Genomic DNA, 17,894 nt, shown 5'->3' with positions numbered 1-17,894 from the left:
GGGCTGATGCGAGCTCAGCCCGGAACGGGTGCGTCCTCGCGCAATAGGCCCTGCCTCTTGAGATCCGCCCAGAACTCTGCCGGGATCGGATGGGAGAACCAGGCAAGGTTCTGGTCAAGCTGTTCGACCGTGCGCGTGCCCGCCATGAAAGAGGGTACGGCAGGATGGGCGAGCACGAATTGCAGTGCGGCGGCGGCCAGCGGCACGCCATGCGCCGCACAGACCACCTCGATTTTCGCGACCTTTTCCAGGATGTCGCGCGGCGCCGGCGCGTAATTGTACTTCGCCCCTTCCTTCGCGCCGGTGGCAAGGATTCCCGAATTGAAGCCGCCGCCCACGACGACCGCCGCGCCACATGCCTCGCACAGCGGAAGGAACGCGTCGAGCGCGTCCTGTTCGAGGAGGGTGTAGCGGCCGGCCAGCAGGAAGCAGTCGAAATCGTGACGGCGGAGGGCCTCATGGCAGACCTGCCATTCGTTGACGCCGACGCCGATCGCCTTCACGACCTTTTCCGAGCGCAGCCGCTCCAGCGCGCGCCAGGCGCCGTCCATCGCCTGCTCGAACACTTCCGGCTGCTCGCTCCCGCGTGTGAAAACGTCGATGTCATGGATGAAACACATGTCCATCCGCTCCAACCCCAGCCGCTGCAGGCTGTCCTCGAAGGCGCGCATCGTGCCGTCGTAACTGTAGTCGAAATGCATGGTGAAGGGCGCAGCATTCGTCCACGGCGCAAAATCGATGGTGTCGCGCCGTGCCGGTCGCAGCAGGCGCCCGACCTTGGAGGAGAGGACGAAATCGTCTCGCTCCTTCCAGCGCAGGGCGTGGCTCGTGCGCAGTTCGGCAAGCCCGTGGCCATACATCGGCGCGGTGTCGAAGAACCGTACGCCGGCGGCCCATGCGCGTTCGAACATATCCCCGGCTGTGGCTTCGTCGATCTCGCGGAAAATGTTGCCGAGGGGCGCGGTCCCAAAGCCGAACGTCGTGACGTCAAGTTCTGTTCGGCCGAATTTCCTCTTTTCGCCAGGGTGCATGCCTCTCCTCCATAAGTAACCAGTTAGTGAATAAATAAGCATGGACCAAACGCCTGTGCAAGCAGCTTTCTTCCCGGTCTCAGATTTTTCCGACTTGACGTCTTTAGACTGGGGAATGTATATAACCGGATAGTTACTAAGTGGGAGTCGAGGGCCATGTATCTCACTGAAACGCAGGAGCAGGTGCGAGAGATGGCGCGCGCCTTTGCCGACGAAATGATCCGGCCCGTGGCCGAGGAATTGGACCGCGAGGAACGCTTCCCGGCGGCTCTTTACGACGAAATGGCAAAGCTCGGCCTATTCGGCATAGGTGTGCCGGAAGCCCTCGGCGGGCCGGGCTTCGACACGCTGACCTATGCCCTTGTGATGGAGGAGTTGAGCCGCGGATATGCTTCCGTCGCCGACCAGTGCGGCCTGGTCGAACTGATTTCAAGCCTGTTGGTGCGCCACGGCACTGAAAGCCAGCAGGCCCTGCTGCCGGAAATACTCGGCATGCGCTCGAAGGTCGCCTACTGCATCACCGAGCCGGAGGCGGGCACTGATGTTTCGGGCATCCGCACGACGGCCGAGCGCGACGGCGACGGCTGGCGTTTGAACGGCGGCAAGATCTGGATCCACAATGCGCCGGTGGCCGACTACGGTTTCGTGCTGGCGCGAACCGACAAGCAAGCCGGCAATCGCGGCATGTCGATCTTCATCGTCGACCTGCATGCGGCCGGCGTCGAGAAGGGGCCGAAGGAGCACAAGATGGGCCAGCGCGCCAGCCAGGTCGGCGCGCTGAACTTCACCGATGTGCGCCTTCGGGCAGATGCCCTGCTCGGCACCGAGGGGCGCGGTTTCCACATGATGATGTCGGTCCTCGACAAGGGGCGCGTCGGCATTGCGTCACTCGCCGTCGGTATCGCACAAGCCGGCCTGGAGGCCGCCCTCGACTATGCCGGGACGCGCAAACAGTTCGGCAAGGCGATCGCCGACTTCCAGGGCGTGCAATGGCTTCTGGCCGACATGGCGAAGGACATCGAGGCCGCACGCCTGCTCGTCCATTCTGCCGCTTCGAAAATCGACAGCGGCGCGGATGCGACCAAAGCCTGCTCCATCGCCAAGTGCTTTGCCGGCGACATGGCTGTACAGCGTACCGCCGATGCCGTGCAGGTCTTTGGCGGCTCCGGCTATATCCGCGGCTTCGAGGTGGAGCGGCTCTACCGCGATGCAAAGATCACGCAGATCTATGAAGGCACGAACCAGATCCAGCGCATGATCATCGCGCGCGAACTCCTGAAGAAAGGCGCTAGGGCATGAGCGCCGCGTCTGCCCGGCCGGTCGCGCTAGTCACCGGCTCCTCGCGCGGCATCGGCCTTGCCATTGCTGAAGCTCTGGCGAAGGAAGGATTTGCGGTCGCCGTCAACGGGCCGGCTGAGGACGCCGAACTTGCCGCCGCGGTCGAGCGAGTCGCCGCCCATGGCGTCCCCGTCGTCGCCGCCGCGTTCGATGTCGCTGCGATCGGCGGTCACGGTGCGGCGATCGATGCGGTCGAGGAAAAGCTCGGGCCGCTTACCACGCTCGTCAACAATGCCGGTGTCGGCGTGCTCAAGCGCGGAGACATGATGGAGGTCTCCGAGGAGAGCTGGGACCGGTGTTTTGCCGTCAACACGAAGGCTATGTTCTTCCTGAGCCAGGCCTTCGCGCGTCGTCTGCTTGCACGCGCGCGGCCGCCACTCTTCCATTCGATCGTCAATGTCACGTCTTCGAATGCGGTCGCGGTGGCGGAGCAGCGCTCGGAATACTGCGCCTCGAAGGCCGCCGCCGCCATGGTCTCCAAGACTCTCGCCGTCCGTCTCGGGCGCGAGAACATTGCAGTCTATGACGTACAGCCGGGCCTGATTGCCACCGAGATGACCGCGCCGGTTATCGAGGCCTATCGAGAACGGGCCGCGCAGGGCCTCACGCTTTTCCCGCGTGTCGGCGAGCCGGAGGAGGTCGGTGCGCTAATTGCCTCGCTTGCGACCGGCCGGCTTCCCTACACAACCGGACTGTCGATCCCAGCCGATGCCGGCATGCTCGTCCCGCGCTTCTGAGGTTTTTCATGAAAATCGCCCTTCCCGATACCGCTGGCCGCCTTGCGGACTATGCCCTGACCGGAACGCCAATCGCCGCCGCCCCGCTTGGCAGGAACGCGGCGCGAACAGTCTACTCGGCCGCCCACGTCGTCGCCGATCCCTTCACTGCGAACGATCCGTCGGGTCGCGCCAAGGTCGACTGGGCCAAGACGATGGAGTTTCGCCGCTATCTCGCCGGCCTCGGCCTCGGCATTGCCGAGGTGATGGATACAGCGCAGCGCGGCATGGGTCTCGACTGGCCGGGCGCACTGGAGCTGATCCGCCGCACCGGCGAGGAACTGCCGGATGCGGTGGTCGCCAATGGCTGCGGCACGGATCATCTCGACCCTGCGGCAGTGGCGAGTCTGGACGATGTGCGCCGGGCCTATCTGGAACAGGCGGAAGCCATTCAGAAGCTCGGCGGCCGCCTCATCCTCATGGCCTCCCGTGCTCTGGTGCGCGTCGCAAAAAAGCCGGAAGACTACGTCAGGATGTATTCCGATGTGCTCGCCGCCTGCGACGAGCCGGTAATCCTGCATTGGCTCGGCGATATGTTCGATCCGCAGCTTGCCGGCTATTGGGGCGACGCGGCGTTTGAACCCGCCATGCAGACGGCGCTCGCCGTCATCGAAGCGAACACGGCCAAGGTTGACGGCATCAAGATCTCCCTTCTCGACAAGGAAAAGGAGGTCGTCATGCGCCGTCGTCTGCCCGCCGGCGTGAAAATGTATACGGGCGACGACTTCAACTATCCGGAACTCATCGAAGGTGACAGCGAGGGCTTTTCGCACGCCCTTCTCGGCATCTTCGACCCGCTCGCGCCGGCCGCCGCCTATGCGGTGGAGCGGCTGGGCGACGGCGACAAGGCGGGCTTCCGTGCAACGCTCGACCCGACCGTGCCGCTCGCTCACTTGATCTTCCGCGCGCCCACCCAATACTACAAGACCGGCGTCGTCTTCCTCGCCTGGCTGAACGGCTTCCAGGATCACTTCGTGATGCTGAACGGCGCCCAGGCGATGCGGCCGCTGCCGTATTTCGTCGAGGTGTTCCGTCAGGCGGACCAGTGCGGCCTGCTGCGCGATCCCAACCGCGCCGTCGAGCGCATGAAGAAGTTGCTCGCTGTTTACGGGGCGTAGGCGATGCGCGATTTCTCGACGGACCATTTGGCGCTCGCGCTCAACACCGCCAGCCTCGGACACAACTTGGATGGCCACGGTGCAGGCTGGTCACCGGAGCGGGTGATTGATGCGTGTGCTGCCCGTCGTTTCGGCTCGATCGTCTTCTGGCGCCGCGAAGTCGGTGCGCGGGCGAACGAGATTGGCGAGCGGGTGCGCTCGGCAGGCCTTTCCGTCGCCGGGCTTTGCCGCACACCGTTCCTTGTCGGTACCGAAGCGATCGACAGGACAGCGGTTCTCGATGAGGCGAGGGCGTCCATCGATATGGCTGCCGGTCTGGGTGCCACTGTGCTGACGATTGTGGTGGGCGGCGTACATCCCGGCACCAAGGGTACTGCCGAGAGCTTGAAGATTGTCGCTGAACGTGTTGCCGACCTCGCACTCTATGCGGCGGACCGCAATGTCAAGCTGGCGCTGGAGCCTCTCAATCCCGTCTACGCCGGGAACCGCTCCTGCCTGACGACCGTGCGTGACGCTGTCGATATCTGCGAGGCGGTCGATGCGCCGAACCTTGGCATTGCCGTTGACGTCTACCATGTCTGGTGGGACTGCGATCTTGACACCCAGTTGCAGCGCGCCGGCAAGGACAGGATTTTCGGCTATCACCTTTGCGATTGGCTTGCCGACACTCGCGACGTGCTGCTGGACCGCGGTATGATGGGCGACGGTGTTGCCGATCTCAAGACGATCCGCGCGAGTGTCGAAGGCACCGGCTACACCGGTCCCTGCGAGGTTGAGATTTTCTCCGCTAACAATTGGTGGAAGCGTGATCCCGGCGAGGTGCTTGACGTCATGGTCGAACGTTTCCACGCCCTCTGCTGACGAATTTGGAGTTGAGCCATGAAGATCTTGGTCCCAGTCAAGCGCGTTGTTGATTACAACGTAAAGATCCGCGTGAAGGCGGATGGCTCCGGTGTCGAGCTTACGAATGTCAAGATGTCGATGAACCCGTTTGACGAGATTTCGGTTGAGGAAGCGCTACGCCTCAAGGAAGCCGGCAAGGCTGAGGAAGTGGTTGTGGTGTCGATCGGTCCTGCGAAAGCCGAAGAGACGCTGCGCACCGCGCTCGCGATGGGCGCCGATCGCGCCTTGCTGGTCGAGACGGAGGACGCCGTCGAGCCGCTCGCCGTCGCCAAGATCCTCAAGGGTGTCACCGAGGCCGAGCAGCCCGGCCTCGTCATCGTCGGCAAGCAGGCGATCGACGACGACAGCAGCCAGACCGGCCAGATGCTCTCGGCCCTTCTTGGTTGGGCGCAGGCGACGTTTGCTTCCAAGGTCGAGATCGACGACGGCAAGGCGCCAGAGGGCACAGCCAGGGTGACGCGCGAAGTCGACGGTGGTCTCCAGACGATCGACGTGAAGCTTCCGGCCGTCGTTACGACCGACCTTCGCCTCAACGAGCCGCGTTACGCGTCGCTGCCGAACATCATGAAGGCGAAAAAGAAGCCGCTCGACAAGAAGACGCCGGTCGACTTCGGCGTCGACACCGCCCCGCGCCTCAAGGTGCTGAAGACCCAGGAACCGTTCGGCCGCAAGGCAGGCGCCAAGGTTAACTCGGTCGCCGAACTGCTTGAAAAGCTCAAGACCGAAGCCGGCGTGCTCTAACGTCGGAAAGGGAGACTAAACCATGGCCATTCTTCTTCTGGCAGATCACGACAATGAAACCCTTTCCGACCAGACCGCAAAGGCGCTGACGGCCGCTTCGAAGATCGGTTCCGACGTGCATGTGCTCGTCGCCGGCTCCGGCGTCAAGGCTGCGGCCGATGCGGCTGCAAAACTCTCCGGCGTTTCCAAGGTGCTGCTTGCCGACGACGCCAGTCTTGCCAACAATCTCGCAGAACCGCTGGCGGCGCTCATCGTGTCGATCGCCGGCAATTACGATGCGGTCATCTCGGCCGCGACCTCGGTCGGCAAAAACATCCTGCCGCGCGTTGCCGCGCTGCTCGATGTCGCGCAGATCTCGGAAATCGTCGAGGTCGTCTCTGCCGACACATTCAAACGGCCGATCTATGCCGGCAATGCCATCCAGGTGGTGCAGTCGACTGACGCCAAGAAGGTGATCACCGTACGCACGGCGTCCTTTTCCCACGCCTCCCAAGGCCCATCTGCTGTCGTCGAGGAAATCTCGACGGCAGCCTTTTCTTCAGAGCTTTCGACCTTTGTGTCGAACGCACTTTCGACCTCGGACCGACCGGAGCTGACCTCGGCGAAGATCATCATCTCCGGCGGTCGGGCGCTCGGCTCGTCGGAGAAATTCAAAGAAGTCATCCTCCCCATTGCGGACAAGCTTGGCGCCGCCGTCGGTGCGTCGCGTGCGGCCGTCGATGCTGGCTATGCACCCAACGACTGGCAGGTCGGCCAGACCGGCAAGGTGGTCGCCCCGGACCTTTACATCGCCTGCGGCATCTCCGGGGCCATCCAGCATCTGGCCGGCATGAAGGATTCGAAGGTCATCGTCGCGATCAATAAGGACGAGGAGGCGCCTATTTTCCAAGTTGCCGACTACGGTCTCGTTGCGGATCTCTTCGAGGCCCTGCCGGAACTCGAAAAGGCGCTTTGAGGACTTAGCTGTTTCGATGACGATCGAACTCTCCGAACGCGAGAGCATGGAATTCGACGTCGTGATCGTCGGCGCGGGGCCTGCGGGCCGGCGGCGATCCGGTTGAAGCAGGTCAATCCTGATCTCACCGTCCTCATGCTGGAAAAGGGCTCGGAAGTCGGCGCCCATATCCTGTCGGGCGCCGTTGTCGATCCCATCGGCATCGACCGCCTGCTGCCTGACTGGCGCGTGGACGATAGCCATCCGTTCAAGACCACGGTGACGGACGACCATTTCTTGCTGCTCGGCCCGGCCGGCTCGATCCACCTGCCGAACTTCGCCATGCCGCCCTTGATGAACAATCCTGGCAACTACATCGTATCGCTCGGCAATGTCTGTCGCTGACTGGCGACCAAGGCGGAAGAGCTCGGCGTCGAGATCTATCCCGGCTTTGCCGCAACCGAAGTGCTCTACAACGACGAGGGCGCGGTGATCGGTGTCGCCACCGGCGACCAGCACGGAAAGATGGTTAGTCCTCTGTTGCGATAGACCATCATCGGGTTACCTCCTTCCGAGAGTTCCCATTCTGTCAGCCTAAAATCCCCTTCGCTTTTCGAACGAAAAGCCAATCCAGAACCCCACAGCCATTCTCCGCCAATCACTGCCGGGACTGTGGTGGGCGATCAGGGAAAGAGTGAAGAGTCAGCGACGCCTTGAAGGGCGGTCCAACGCCAACGTGGACCAACGCGGCCAATTTTTTCTTCTTTGCACCAGATCCGCGCCCTCTGTCGGCTTTGTCGGGTCCGTGACACACAGTCTCTTTATCGGGTCCGTCACACACCGATTTTTTGTTCCTTTGGCTAAATAGCTGTAAAGCAACCACAAAGTTTTTTCTTCGGCTCGATCAGCCAAATTGGCACGAGTTTTGTGTCTCTTCGTGAGGAGTGGCGGCAGCAACTGCCGACCAGCATTGATGGCGCGGTCAGCCGCGATGGATCAAACAAAGAAGGAGATCTGCGTCAGATCGCATTCTGTGGGAAGGGCGCATCGCCAAGTCCACCAGAAAGCGACGCTCGCATTCCAGTCGACCTCGGCTAGAGGATCCTCGTTGTCCGCTGTGATTGGCCAAGACGTGGTTTGCTTCGGCCCTGATGGATGGCCCCCCTGTGCAATTCCTTGGCAACCGCGGTCGCCGGCGACCCCTCAGATTCATTCGGAGAGACGATCATACCCAAAGTGGCATTCATTTTCGGTACTCGTCCTGAGGCGATTAAATGCGCCCCAGTCATCAACGCAATGAAGCTCGACCGCAGGTTCGAGCCACTCGTTGTTTCCACGGGGCAGCATCGCGAGATGCTTGATATCACTTTAACGGAATTCGGTATTCGACCGGACATCGAACTAAACGTCATGCAACCTCGCCAGACCTTGTCGCAGGTCACACATCGAATACTGGAAATGCTCTCCATGCAAATGGAACAATGGGGAATGGACGCGGTGATTGTTCATGGCGATACCGCGAGCACCCTGGCAGGCGCCCTGGCCGCCTTCCAGCACCGAATCCCCATCATCCATCTCGAGGCGGGCTTACGTAGCGGCAACATTGCATCGCCATTTCCAGAGGAGGCCAATCGGCGCCTCGTCGCCCAGATAACGGATCTCCACCTGGCGCCGACCATCCGGAGCAGCGAGAACCTCATCCGCGAAGGTGCCCGTGAGGATCGTATCACTGTCACCGGCAACACGGTCGTCGATGCACTTCACTGGGCGGCCGAAAATGCTCCCGCCTTCGCCGAGCCCGCACTTGCCGACCTTAAGAACGATACGCGGCGAATCGTGGTCGCCTCAGCACATCGACGCGAGTCGTGGGGTGCACCGATGCACGAGATCGCAAGAGCTCTGGTGCAGCTCTCATCCCAGGAGAACGTGCGTGTCATCATCCCATTGCACAAAAACCTGGCAGTGCGCGAAGTCATGTTGCCCTATCTGAGCAACCAGGCGAATATTACGGTGGTGGATCCGCTACCGTACCGGAATTTCTGCAGCCTTATGCTGCGCTCGCACATCATCATCTCGGACAGCAGCGGCGCAGAGGAAGAAGGCCCTTCACTGGGCAAACCGACGCTTGTTTTAAGGGACATCACCGAGCGGCCGGAGGCTGTCGAAGCTGGCACGGCGCGCCTTGTGGGCCGCAGCACCGCCCGCATCCTGAGTGAAGCGACCCGACTGCTGCGCGATCCGGACGAATATTCACGAATGGCCCAGCCCGTGGATGCCTACGGCGATGGAAAGGCGACAACTCGGGTTATCGATGCAATCGCGAGATATTTCGCTGCACAGACGGCACGCGAGGCGCGGCTGGCCAGCTGATGGGCACCAGATGTCAGCGGCGTGGCGCGCACCGATCTTTGGATTTCGCTGCGATCCACGCCCTCCCACGAACACCACCATGTCCCTGCGGACGGACCGGACCGGGCGACGATGACAAGAGAGGAAGCTCATGGCTAGGCGTAACAACCGGCGAGACCTCAATTTCTCCAATGCTGTGGTTGACGCCGAACTGATTGAGGGCGCTTCGTCATTCGCACTTCACGGGCGCAATATCGTGTTCAACATCGGTGATACCGTCGTTGAGATCGCTGGTAAGCCTCGGCAAACAATCCGGCCATTTTCATCGACCACGCTTATTGACGCGGTTATCGAGAACGCACAGGCAATGATTGTGATCCGTGTTCGCGAGACAGAAGGCGCCAGGGCGAGCACTCTAGGGTGGCCGCGATATGCGGAGACGATCACCGACCCGACCGCGGAAATTCTCGGACTGCCGCTCTACCGCTCATCGCAGGACGACCTTATTGAAATTCGTCTGAGCGGTGCAGCGGCAATGCTTGCCGGGAACCCGGAGACCGACGGCATGACTTTTGCCGCGAAAGCCAATCTTTGGTTTGCTCCGGAAGCGACGGACTGCCTGATCCACAATCTGCATCCATTCATCGAGACCCATGTGCAGATCATGGGAGTGGGACGGATGCAGAAGTTTCAGACGCAGCAGCGGGAAACACTGACCGAAGAAATCCTGATGGCTCCGGGCTCCGCCCAGCCATTCTTCGATTGCACAAGCGATAGTATTGGTGGGTTTCTCTACCCCTGGCATCAGTATTACGCGGATACGGATTGCATGTGGCTAGCTTTGGAGCTTCATCCGTTCGCTGGATCGCATGATTGACGTCGGCTCCATCCACAACGGACGTTGACCACTGCATTGATGAAAGGACGTCAGTCGGAGAATGGCCGTGGCAGAGAGGGAGGCGATCCAGTCGATCGATCGCGCCGTGGTTTGGGACAGCATCCATCTATAGCAGCTCAACGTGCACACGGTTCGCTACGGCTCCTGGGAAAGGAAAGGAAAATGTCGATCTGCTTTCGGCCGGGACATGAACGTTCGTTTGGAACATATCCGCTCAAGGGCGAGGATTTGGAGAAGGCATTTGCCGCTGCGTACGAGGTCGGCTATCGATCATTCGACACAGCTCAACTGTACGGAAACGAGGCCGACTTGGGCGCGGCCATCCGCCGGGCTAACGTCTCGACAGACGACCTTCTCATCACCACGAAAGTGCATCCCGAGAATTACACCGAGGAACAGTTCCTGAAATCGGTGGAGGCGAGTCTGAAGGCTCTTGGCGTGTCGAGGGTCGCCCTTCTGCTCCTTCATTGGCCCGATCCGTCCGGGGACAATCGCAAGTCTCTCGCCCTACTTCGGGACGCGAAGCGTAAGGGACTCGCGACCGAGATCGGCATATCTAATTTCACGGCCTCAATGATGCGGGACGCGCAATCATTCACCAATGGCGAAATCGCGATCAACCAGGTTGAATTCCACCCGCTTCTCGATCAGTCAATTCTGCTCGACATGTCCTTTCAGACGGGCGTTCCGCTGGCTTCGTTCTCTTCGGTCGCGAGGGGGGAGGTTTTCAAATATCCGCAATTTGGCCAGATCGGCATAGCCTACGGAAAGTCGGCTGCGCAGGTGGTGTTGAGATGGATTCTGCAGAAAGGCGTCGCCGTCAATACAATGTCAACCAAGCCGGAAAACATGCGGTCGAACTTCGACGTCATGGATTTCGTTCTATCTAGCGTCGACATGAAGCGGATCGACGCTCTCACATGCACGAACTTCAGGTGCGTGGACAAGAACAAGGTGCCGTGGACGCCGGAATGGGATTGACCGATTGCATGAGTATGCCATGAGCAACCGCTCTCTGCTTCCTGTCTCTCTGCAAAATCTCCCTGCTCGGTCCCAAAGTTTTTTCTGCGTCATGAAGGTGGTCGAGACCGGCCGCTGTCATGCCGCCAGCATGGCGAACTGCTCGGCCAGGGAGGGATTTGGATTGAATGCGTACTTGCCTGTCGCTTGCGCATCATGTGAAGCATTTCGATCCCGGACAGGATGATGCTGGCGGTGGCCGGCGACTTGAAGGCCAGCATCGGCCGCACACGGCGATTGAATGCGCCGATGGTCCTGCTCGATCCTGTTGTTCAAGTATCGACTTTTCCTGATCGTGATCGGTTTCAGCCAGCGTACTGGGCACCACCGACAAGGGCTGATCAATGACTGTTCGCCGGGCCGGGCAATGTCGGCGAAACCATCAAGTCCGGCGACGGCAAGGTGCTTGGCCATTCCGACGTGGCAACTCTGGTCGCGGCCATGGTTGGTTTGGATCCGGCAACGTCGCCCACGGGGATCCGGCATCCAACCCAACGATGCGCGGTTTGGCGACGCCTAGCAGGTTGGAACCATCGCTGCGGCAATGCAGCAGTCCTGGATGGCTAATGAAAACAAGTCCAAGATGCCGGAGGCGCGCTTACACCGCACCACCGGGGTCTTCGCCGGAGCCAAATGCAGAAAAATCCAGGCGCGTGCTGAAACATCGTGAGGAATTCGATTTGGATTATGTCAGCTGATAAAACGACCCGAATTCAAATTCGATCGATCAATCAGCGCCCTTCGCCGGGGGGCTGTCGGTCCGCATCGCGCCTGACGGTACGCCGGTGCTCCTACGGCCGCCCTGTTGGCGAGGGCTTTCGGGTCATCGCACTGTCACGCTTCGGCTATCCGCCTTCCCCCTCATGCTCAGCCCTACTCGATGCGGTGGACGCCCCCCAACGGCATCGCGATGTGCTGTCGTTTCCGACTCTGACACCATGGTTCAAACCCCCGCAGTTTACTGAAGAGATTCCACAACTTCGTAAGCTGCGGCAGGAGAGAAAAAGCAACAGCTAGAAAACCGCCACCGAGTTCCATAATATGCGTTGCACCTTTTTAAGATGTCCTGATCTGGCAAAATAGGAATGTCGCTCCTGCTTGTGCCTTGCCACTCTCTCGCTTCGAGAGCGGGGAGATTGCATCTTGGGACTGAAATCGCATTGAGGTCTTGTCGATGTTATAGAGCGGCGGATGACGAGCGTTGCCGCCGCAAGCGTGTTGGGAATTACTGCTCGGCAAGTCCAACGATTGATGAAGACATTCCTGGGCGACGGCGCGGCGGCTCTCGACAAAAGGCGCGGGGGCGACGCTCCAACAATCGCATCATCAATGGCATTCGCGACTTCGCTTTGGAGCTGATCCGCGAACACTATGTCGACTTCGGTCCGACGCTTGCCCACGAAGAGTGATCGAGCGGCATCAAATCGCCGTCAGCAGAGACGCTGCGCAAATGGATGACGGAGGCCGGGATCTGGACATCGGGCCGTGAACGCAAGCGCCGCGTGCACCAGCCGCGCGGACGGCGCGACTGTCTCGGCGAGATGGTGCAGATCGACGGCTCGCATCACTGGTGGTTCGAGAATCGTGGCCCCAAATGCGCCATGCTCGTCTTCATAGACGACGCGACCGGCAAGCTGCTGCATCTGCGCTTTGCGGGGTCGGAGAACACGTTCGACTATTTTCATGCCGCAAGGCGCTGGGGCAAGCCGCTGAACTCGGTGGACGAAGGTTTCGACCTTGCCCTTCGCGCGATGGGGCGCCGTGGCCCAGTGCCAGGCTGATGGCGCTTTACATCGCTTCGCGCGGTTTAGCTCAATCAAGCTGTTTGGAAAGGAGCCGAACCCAACAAGCTCACGATGATCCGTATGCGCCGTGATGATAGATCAGCGCCGGGCCTGGCTCTCCGCTCACCACCTGCCGGACGCTGCCGAGGATCAGCGCGTGGCTGTGACGAATAATCGTGTCCTCGACCGTACAGTCGACCGCGGCGAGCGCGCTGTCGAGTGCCAATGCGCCGCTTGTAAGGCTAGACCAGCGGGCTCCCTCGTAACGCGCCGCCCCCCTCAGGTCACCGCGTCCGGCGAAACGGTCGGCAATCGCCATCTGGTCGGCACGCAGCACATTCACGCAGAAATGCCCATGCCGGCTGATGGCTGCCCAGGTAGACGAGTTCAGGTTGATGCTCACAACCATCACCTCTGGTTCGACCGATAGGGAATGGGCGGTGGTAACGGTTGCGCCCGTCCGTTCGTCGCCAACACCTGCGGTCACCACGGAGACAGCTCCGGCCAAGTGTCGCATCGCAAATTTCAGGGGAATCCGGGTTTCCACTGGGGGAACGCGTTCGGTCAGTGTCATCTGGATAGCCTTATCGTGTTTGCAGCTTCATGACACCTTGTGGCGCAACGCCGTTTGATATCCAAGCCATTCGTCGATTTCAGCGGCGATGCGCTCGGCATGGGCGGTGACTTCGGGAATTCCCATCAATTCGCCAACGCTGCCGCGCGCCAGTGGCCCGCTGACGAAAATGCTGTCGGTCGGGCGCCCGGATGTGCCGACCGCACGGCCTTGACTGTCGGTCTCCAAACCAAGACCAATCGGGTCGAGCCGGACCAATCCCATCCGCTCGAGCGCCGCGATCGCTGTGTTGGTCCGCAAGACATCGGCGTGCGCCGGTCCGGTCGTCACGATCACACTGTCGAAAGCATCGACAACGAGGCTGCGTTGGCCACGCAGCCGCTGCCGCACGCGAATGCATCCGTCTGCCTGTTCGGCGCCGACAATCGATGCGGCGCGATAGGCAAGCCTGCCCTCGGCAACGCGGCGATCGAGCACGGCCGCGATCTGTGGCGCAACGCGGAAGCGATGCACATCCCACAGCGCACGAAGATGACGCACCACGCGACGCTGCTCGGCTAGCGGCAAGGCCTGCCAGATGGCCTGTCCCCGACGCCGGACGGCATCAAGCACCGGGTGCCAGTCCCCTGACGCTTGGCATCATCGTGGCCCGGATGCGCCTTCCTCACCACACACAGCCTTCTTCAATGTGCCCCGCGCAGATGCCAACATTTCTGCAACCAAACCGCGTACCTGGCACGCCGATAGGTTGCTGCGGCGGATTTTCGCTGTTCGCAGCTGAACAATACCTATCAACCTTGTCATCGCACCTAGTCGCACGTAGAGGCCGTTCGAATTCTCATCGCTCGGCGCGATGTTTGGTCCGTCTGCCCAGAAGAGCGGAGCAAGCCATTGACACCCACGAAGTTGCTGATTGGGCAGATCGCTGTCGTATTCGCAATTGTCATTCTTGGCGTGTGGACTGCAACCCAATGGTGCGCCCACATGCTCTCCTATCAGCCGCCACTCGGCGCGCCATGGTTTGTCGCGGCGGCCTGGCCGGTCTACAAGCCGTGGAAACTGTTCGAATGGTGGTTTCAATTTGACGCCTATGCGCCTGAGGTTTTCGACAAGGCCGGCATGCTTGCTGGAGCCAGTGGGTTCCTAGGCTGTGCCGCCGCGATAGCTGGCTCCCTCTGGCGCGCGCGGCAGCGCGGATTGGTCACCACCTATGGTTCCTCACGGTGGGCCGCGACTCGGGAGATCGAGAAGGCAGGGCTGTTTCAGCCGGCCGGCGTTTTCCTTGGCGAACTAAAGGATCGCTATCTGCGCCATGACGGACCGGAACACGTCATGGCCTTTGCGCCGACACGTTCGGGCAAGGGCGTCGGACTGGTCGTTCCGACGCTTCTTTCCTGGACCGGCTCGACCGTCATTCACGACATCAAAGGCGAGAACTGGCAGCTGACCTCCGGCTGGCGGTCGAAGTTCTCGTACTCCCTTTTGTTCAATCCCACCGATCCGAGATCGGCGCGGTACAACCCGCTGCTGGAAGTGCGCAAAGGTCCAGATGAGGTCCGCGACGTTCAGAACATCGCAGACATTCTCGTCGATCCGGAAGGCGCGTTGGAGCGGCGGAACCATTGGGAGAAGACCAGTCATTCACTCCTAGTTGGCGCCATCTTGCACGTGCTCTACGCCGAAGAGGAAAAGACGCTTGCCCGCGTCGCCACCTTCCTGTCGAACCCGCAACGCTCATTTGCCGCGACACTGCAGCAGATGATGATGACCAACCACCTCGGCGCGGCGGACAAGCCTGAGGCCCATCCCGTTGTGGCGTCGGCGGCCCGTGAGGTGCTGAACAAGTCAGAGAACGAGCGTTCGGGCGTTCTCTCGACCGCCATGTCGTTTCTCGGGCTCTATCGTGATCCAACCGTGGCCGCGGCAACATCGGCCTGCGACTGGCGCATTGCCGACCTTGTGGATGCCGAGCGACCGATGTCGCTCTATCTGGTCGTGCCGCCGTCGGATATCTCGCGCACCAAGCCACTGGTACGATTGGTGCTCAATCAAATCGGCCGGCGGCTGACCGAGCGGCTGGAGGGGGATCCAAAGAAGAGCCGCAAGCATCAGCTCCTGATGATGCTGGATGAATTCCCGGCGCTCGGTCGGCTCGACTTCTTCGAGACTGCGCTCGCCTTCATGGCAGGCTACGGCATCCGCGCTTATCTGATCGCGCAATCGTTGAACCAAATCTCCAAGGCCTATGGCGAGAACAACGCCATTCTCGACAATTGCCATGTGCGGATTGCCTTTTCCTCCAATGACGAGCGCACGGCCAAGCGTATCTCGGACGCGCTCGGTACGGCGACGGAGCTCAGATCCATGCGCAACTATGCCGGCCATCGGCTGGCGCCCTGGCTTTCGCACGTCATGGTGAGCCGCCAGGAAACCGCACGGCCGTTGCTGACGCCGGGCGAGGTGATGCAGCTGCCGCAGGAAGACGAATTGATACTGGTTTCGGGGTTGCCGCCGATCCGCGCGAAGAAACTGCGCTATTACCAGGATCAGAATTTCACCGAACGGGTGCTGCCTTCGTCGGCGCTACGCGAGGGTCCCTACGCGGACTCCCCTGCGTCACGCCCGGACGATTGGGTCGGACAGGTGCGCGGCGTTGACCGCCGTCTTGCTGCCGAGGGCGACAGCACCGGCGCAGCAATCGAAGAGGACGGCGGTCTCCAGCAGCAGCGTCATCCAGGTCTGCCCGAAGACCATCCCCTCCTTGCCCAAGAGCCTGATCAGGAGGATTTGCTCAAGCCTGCTGACGATGATAGCGAGGCGGCTGCCGACCAACGCGTGATGGACCGAATTTCCACCGCAGCACGTGCGTACGGCCTCAACGAGGGAATGGGCGACGACAAGGACATCGTGCCCGGCTTCTGAACGGCGCTCAAAGGCAGAGCGCATCTCAGCGTAGATAACGGCCATAAGCAATTTGGGGTGTCTGGCCGATGCTTGTTCCTGCCGCTGGCGCATCAGCCTCGGTCAGTTGGAACGAGCTTCATGAAGCCCCACCGCATTCGCCACCAGTTTCTGCTCGAACTCGAGTTGAGCAAGAGGCTGGATAAACTCAGTCGTGATCCCTCGACCACCAAATCCGCGATCGTGGCAAAGGCGGTCGAGGCCTTCATCGAGCGGCGCGGTGAGAACGAGCTCGATCAGCGCTACGGTGTGAGGCTCGACCGTCTTTCCCGCGACCTCGGCCATGTCAGGCGCGATGTCGAGGTGATCCTGGAGAGCTTGGCGCTCTTCATCCGCTTTTCGATCACGCTTCATGCGCACACGCCGGTCCCGAACAGGGCGACGCAGGCGATTGCCCAGGAGCGTTTCGACAAATTTGTCGAACAGGTCGGCCACCAGCTCGCTTCTGGGAAACGGTCTCTTGGCAAAGACAATCGTGGGGGAGGGGAAGGATGAGTTCTCATCCAGAAGCCGAGCATCGCCGCCGCGCAATGCTGCGCACCGCCATGGGCCCGGCGATCACCGAAGCCCTTGCCGATCCGACCGTCATTGAGGTGATGGTCAATCCCGACGGTGCGCTGTGGCTCGACCGGTTGGGTGAAGGCCGGGGCGATACCAGCGTGCATATGCACCCGTCCGAGGCGGAACGCATCATTCGCCTGGTCGCGTCACACGTGCGCGACGAGGCGCATGCGGACAATCCGATTGTCAGTGCCGAACTTCCGTCGGGCGAGCGCTTTGAGGGTCTGCTGCCGCCGGTCGTGCTAGCGCCATGCTTCGCCATCCGAAAGCCTGCGGCAAAACTCTACACGTTGGCCGACTATGTCGCCGATGGCATCATGCTGCAGGTGCAGGCCGATGCCCTGAGGAAGGCGGTGCGCGAGCGGCGCAACATCCTGGTCGCCGGCGGCACGTCGTCGGGCAAGACAACACTTGCCAATGCGCTGCTGGCACAAGTCGCCGATTGCGACGAGCGGGTGATCCTGATCGAGGACACGCGCGAACTGCAATGCGCGGCGAAGGATTGCGTCGCCTTGAGGACGAGGCGGGGGTCGGTCACGCTCGCCGATCTCGTGCGCTCGACGCTGCGGCTCAGACCCGACCGCATCATCGTGGGCGAAGTCAGGGGCGCGGAGGCCCTGGACATGCTGAAGGCATGGAACACCGGGCATCCCGGCGGCATCGCCACGGTTCACGCCAATTCGGCGCGCTCCGCCCTCTACCGGATCGAGCAACTCGCCCAGGAGGCCGTCGTCACCGTTCGCCGCCGCCTCATAGCCGATGCCATCGATCTGATCGTGTTCATCGCCGGGCGCGGATCCTCGCGCCGCATCGACGCGATCGCCGAGGTCACCGGTCTCGACGGCAGCGGCGATTACGTCGTCGCCCCGCTCACGCTTTCGCAACTCCAGCAGCTTTGAAAGGTCA

Annotated in this window: 15 protein-coding genes and 3 pseudogenes; 13 read left to right on the top strand and 5 right to left on the bottom strand. The window is 61.3% G+C overall.

Going from position 1 to position 17,894, the window contains the following annotated elements:
• Nucleotides 1–14: 14 nt before the first annotated feature.
• Complete coding sequence (locus NKH49_RS28255) at nucleotides 15–1,031, bottom strand: aldo/keto reductase (RefSeq protein ID WP_352928897.1); 1,017 nt, start codon at nucleotides 1,029–1,031, stop codon at nucleotides 15–17.
• 156 nt (nucleotides 1,032–1,187) lie between these two features.
• On the opposite strand from NKH49_RS28255, the gene NKH49_RS28250 reads away from it, so the two are divergent.
• The 10 genes and pseudogenes from NKH49_RS28250 (at nucleotide 1,188) to NKH49_RS28205 (ending at nucleotide 11,069) form a co-directional block, all read left to right on the top strand.
• Nucleotides 1,188–2,330: an acyl-CoA dehydrogenase family protein gene (locus NKH49_RS28250; protein ID WP_352496361.1), complete on the top strand. Its 1,143-nt coding sequence runs from the start codon at nucleotides 1,188–1,190 to the stop codon at nucleotides 2,328–2,330.
• Nucleotides 2,327–3,106 carry a 3-ketoacyl-ACP reductase gene (locus tag NKH49_RS28245; protein WP_352928895.1) on the top strand — a complete coding sequence of 260 codons (780 nt, stop codon included), beginning with the start codon at nucleotides 2,327–2,329 and terminating at the stop codon, nucleotides 3,104–3,106. Before NKH49_RS28250 ends, NKH49_RS28245 begins: the two co-directional genes overlap by 4 nt.
• A gap of 8 nt (nucleotides 3,107–3,114) precedes the next feature.
• Nucleotides 3,115–4,263, top strand: coding sequence for a dihydrodipicolinate synthase family protein (locus NKH49_RS28240; protein ID WP_352928893.1), 1,149 nt, complete (start codon nucleotides 3,115–3,117; stop codon nucleotides 4,261–4,263).
• A 3-nt stretch (nucleotides 4,264–4,266) separates the two neighbouring features.
• Nucleotides 4,267–5,124 (top strand): sugar phosphate isomerase/epimerase family protein, encoded by an 858-nt coding sequence (locus NKH49_RS28235; protein ID WP_352578188.1) that lies wholly within the window; start codon nucleotides 4,267–4,269, stop codon nucleotides 5,122–5,124.
• 18 nt (nucleotides 5,125–5,142) lie between these two features.
• On the top strand, nucleotides 5,143–5,907 hold the full coding sequence (locus NKH49_RS28230) for an electron transfer flavoprotein subunit beta/FixA family protein (protein ID WP_352928891.1): 765 nt from the start codon (nucleotides 5,143–5,145) through the stop codon (nucleotides 5,905–5,907).
• Nucleotides 5,908–5,929: 22 nt separating this feature from the next.
• Nucleotides 5,930–6,862, top strand: coding sequence for an electron transfer flavoprotein subunit alpha/FixB family protein (locus NKH49_RS28225; protein WP_352529017.1), 933 nt, complete (start codon nucleotides 5,930–5,932; stop codon nucleotides 6,860–6,862).
• A gap of 16 nt (nucleotides 6,863–6,878) precedes the next feature.
• Nucleotides 6,879–7,354, top strand: a pseudogene (locus NKH49_RS28220) (NAD(P)/FAD-dependent oxidoreductase); the annotation flags it as partial.
• A gap of 723 nt (nucleotides 7,355–8,077) precedes the next feature.
• A complete protein-coding gene (gene wecB / locus NKH49_RS28215) occupies nucleotides 8,078–9,211 on the top strand; it encodes a non-hydrolyzing UDP-N-acetylglucosamine 2-epimerase (protein WP_352928889.1) in 1,134 nt (377 codons plus the stop codon).
• A 130-nt stretch (nucleotides 9,212–9,341) separates the two neighbouring features.
• Nucleotides 9,342–10,067: a hypothetical protein gene (locus tag NKH49_RS28210; protein ID WP_352928887.1), complete on the top strand. Its 726-nt coding sequence runs from the start codon at nucleotides 9,342–9,344 to the stop codon at nucleotides 10,065–10,067.
• Between the two features lie 183 nt (nucleotides 10,068–10,250).
• Complete coding sequence (locus NKH49_RS28205) at nucleotides 10,251–11,069, top strand: aldo/keto reductase (RefSeq protein WP_352928885.1); 819 nt, start codon at nucleotides 10,251–10,253, stop codon at nucleotides 11,067–11,069.
• A 117-nt stretch (nucleotides 11,070–11,186) separates the two neighbouring features.
• On the opposite strand, the pseudogene NKH49_RS28200 reads toward NKH49_RS28205, so the two are convergent.
• A pseudogene (locus tag NKH49_RS28200) lies at nucleotides 11,187–11,414 on the bottom strand (DDE-type integrase/transposase/recombinase); the annotation flags it as partial.
• An 876-nt stretch (nucleotides 11,415–12,290) separates the two neighbouring features.
• On the opposite strand from NKH49_RS28200, the pseudogene NKH49_RS28195 reads away from it, so the two are divergent.
• Nucleotides 12,291–12,820: pseudogene (locus NKH49_RS28195) on the top strand (transposase family protein); the annotation flags it as partial.
• A 139-nt stretch (nucleotides 12,821–12,959) separates the two neighbouring features.
• Here NKH49_RS28195 and NKH49_RS28190 read toward each other — a convergent pair.
• Nucleotides 12,960–13,466: a flavin reductase family protein gene (locus tag NKH49_RS28190; protein ID WP_352578191.1), complete on the bottom strand. Its 507-nt coding sequence runs from the start codon at nucleotides 13,464–13,466 to the stop codon at nucleotides 12,960–12,962.
• Nucleotides 13,467–13,493: 27 nt separating this feature from the next.
• Nucleotides 13,494–14,078: an FAD/NAD(P)-binding protein gene (locus tag NKH49_RS28185; RefSeq protein WP_352578192.1), complete on the bottom strand. Its 585-nt coding sequence runs from the start codon at nucleotides 14,076–14,078 to the stop codon at nucleotides 13,494–13,496.
• A gap of 279 nt (nucleotides 14,079–14,357) precedes the next feature.
• On the opposite strand from NKH49_RS28185, the gene NKH49_RS28180 reads away from it, so the two are divergent.
• Nucleotides 14,358–16,388 carry a conjugal transfer protein TraG gene (locus NKH49_RS28180; protein WP_352928883.1) on the top strand — a complete coding sequence of 677 codons (2,031 nt, stop codon included), beginning with the start codon at nucleotides 14,358–14,360 and terminating at the stop codon, nucleotides 16,386–16,388.
• A gap of 102 nt (nucleotides 16,389–16,490) precedes the next feature.
• Here NKH49_RS28180 and NKH49_RS28175 read toward each other — a convergent pair whose 3' ends face one another.
• Nucleotides 16,491–16,862: a hypothetical protein gene (locus NKH49_RS28175; RefSeq protein WP_352928882.1), complete on the bottom strand. Its 372-nt coding sequence runs from the start codon at nucleotides 16,860–16,862 to the stop codon at nucleotides 16,491–16,493.
• 56 nt (nucleotides 16,863–16,918) lie between these two features.
• Here NKH49_RS28175 and trbB point away from each other — a divergent pair, with 56 nt between their 5' ends.
• On the top strand, nucleotides 16,919–17,887 hold the full coding sequence (gene trbB, locus NKH49_RS28170) for a P-type conjugative transfer ATPase TrbB (protein WP_352928880.1): 969 nt from the start codon (nucleotides 16,919–16,921) through the stop codon (nucleotides 17,885–17,887).
• Nucleotides 17,888–17,894 lie beyond the last annotated feature (7 nt).

It is taken from the genome of Mesorhizobium sp. M1088 (assembly GCF_040318575.1).
Lineage (GTDB): Bacteria > Pseudomonadota > Alphaproteobacteria > Rhizobiales > Rhizobiaceae > Mesorhizobium.
This window is presented reverse-complemented; position numbering and strand designations above follow the sequence as displayed.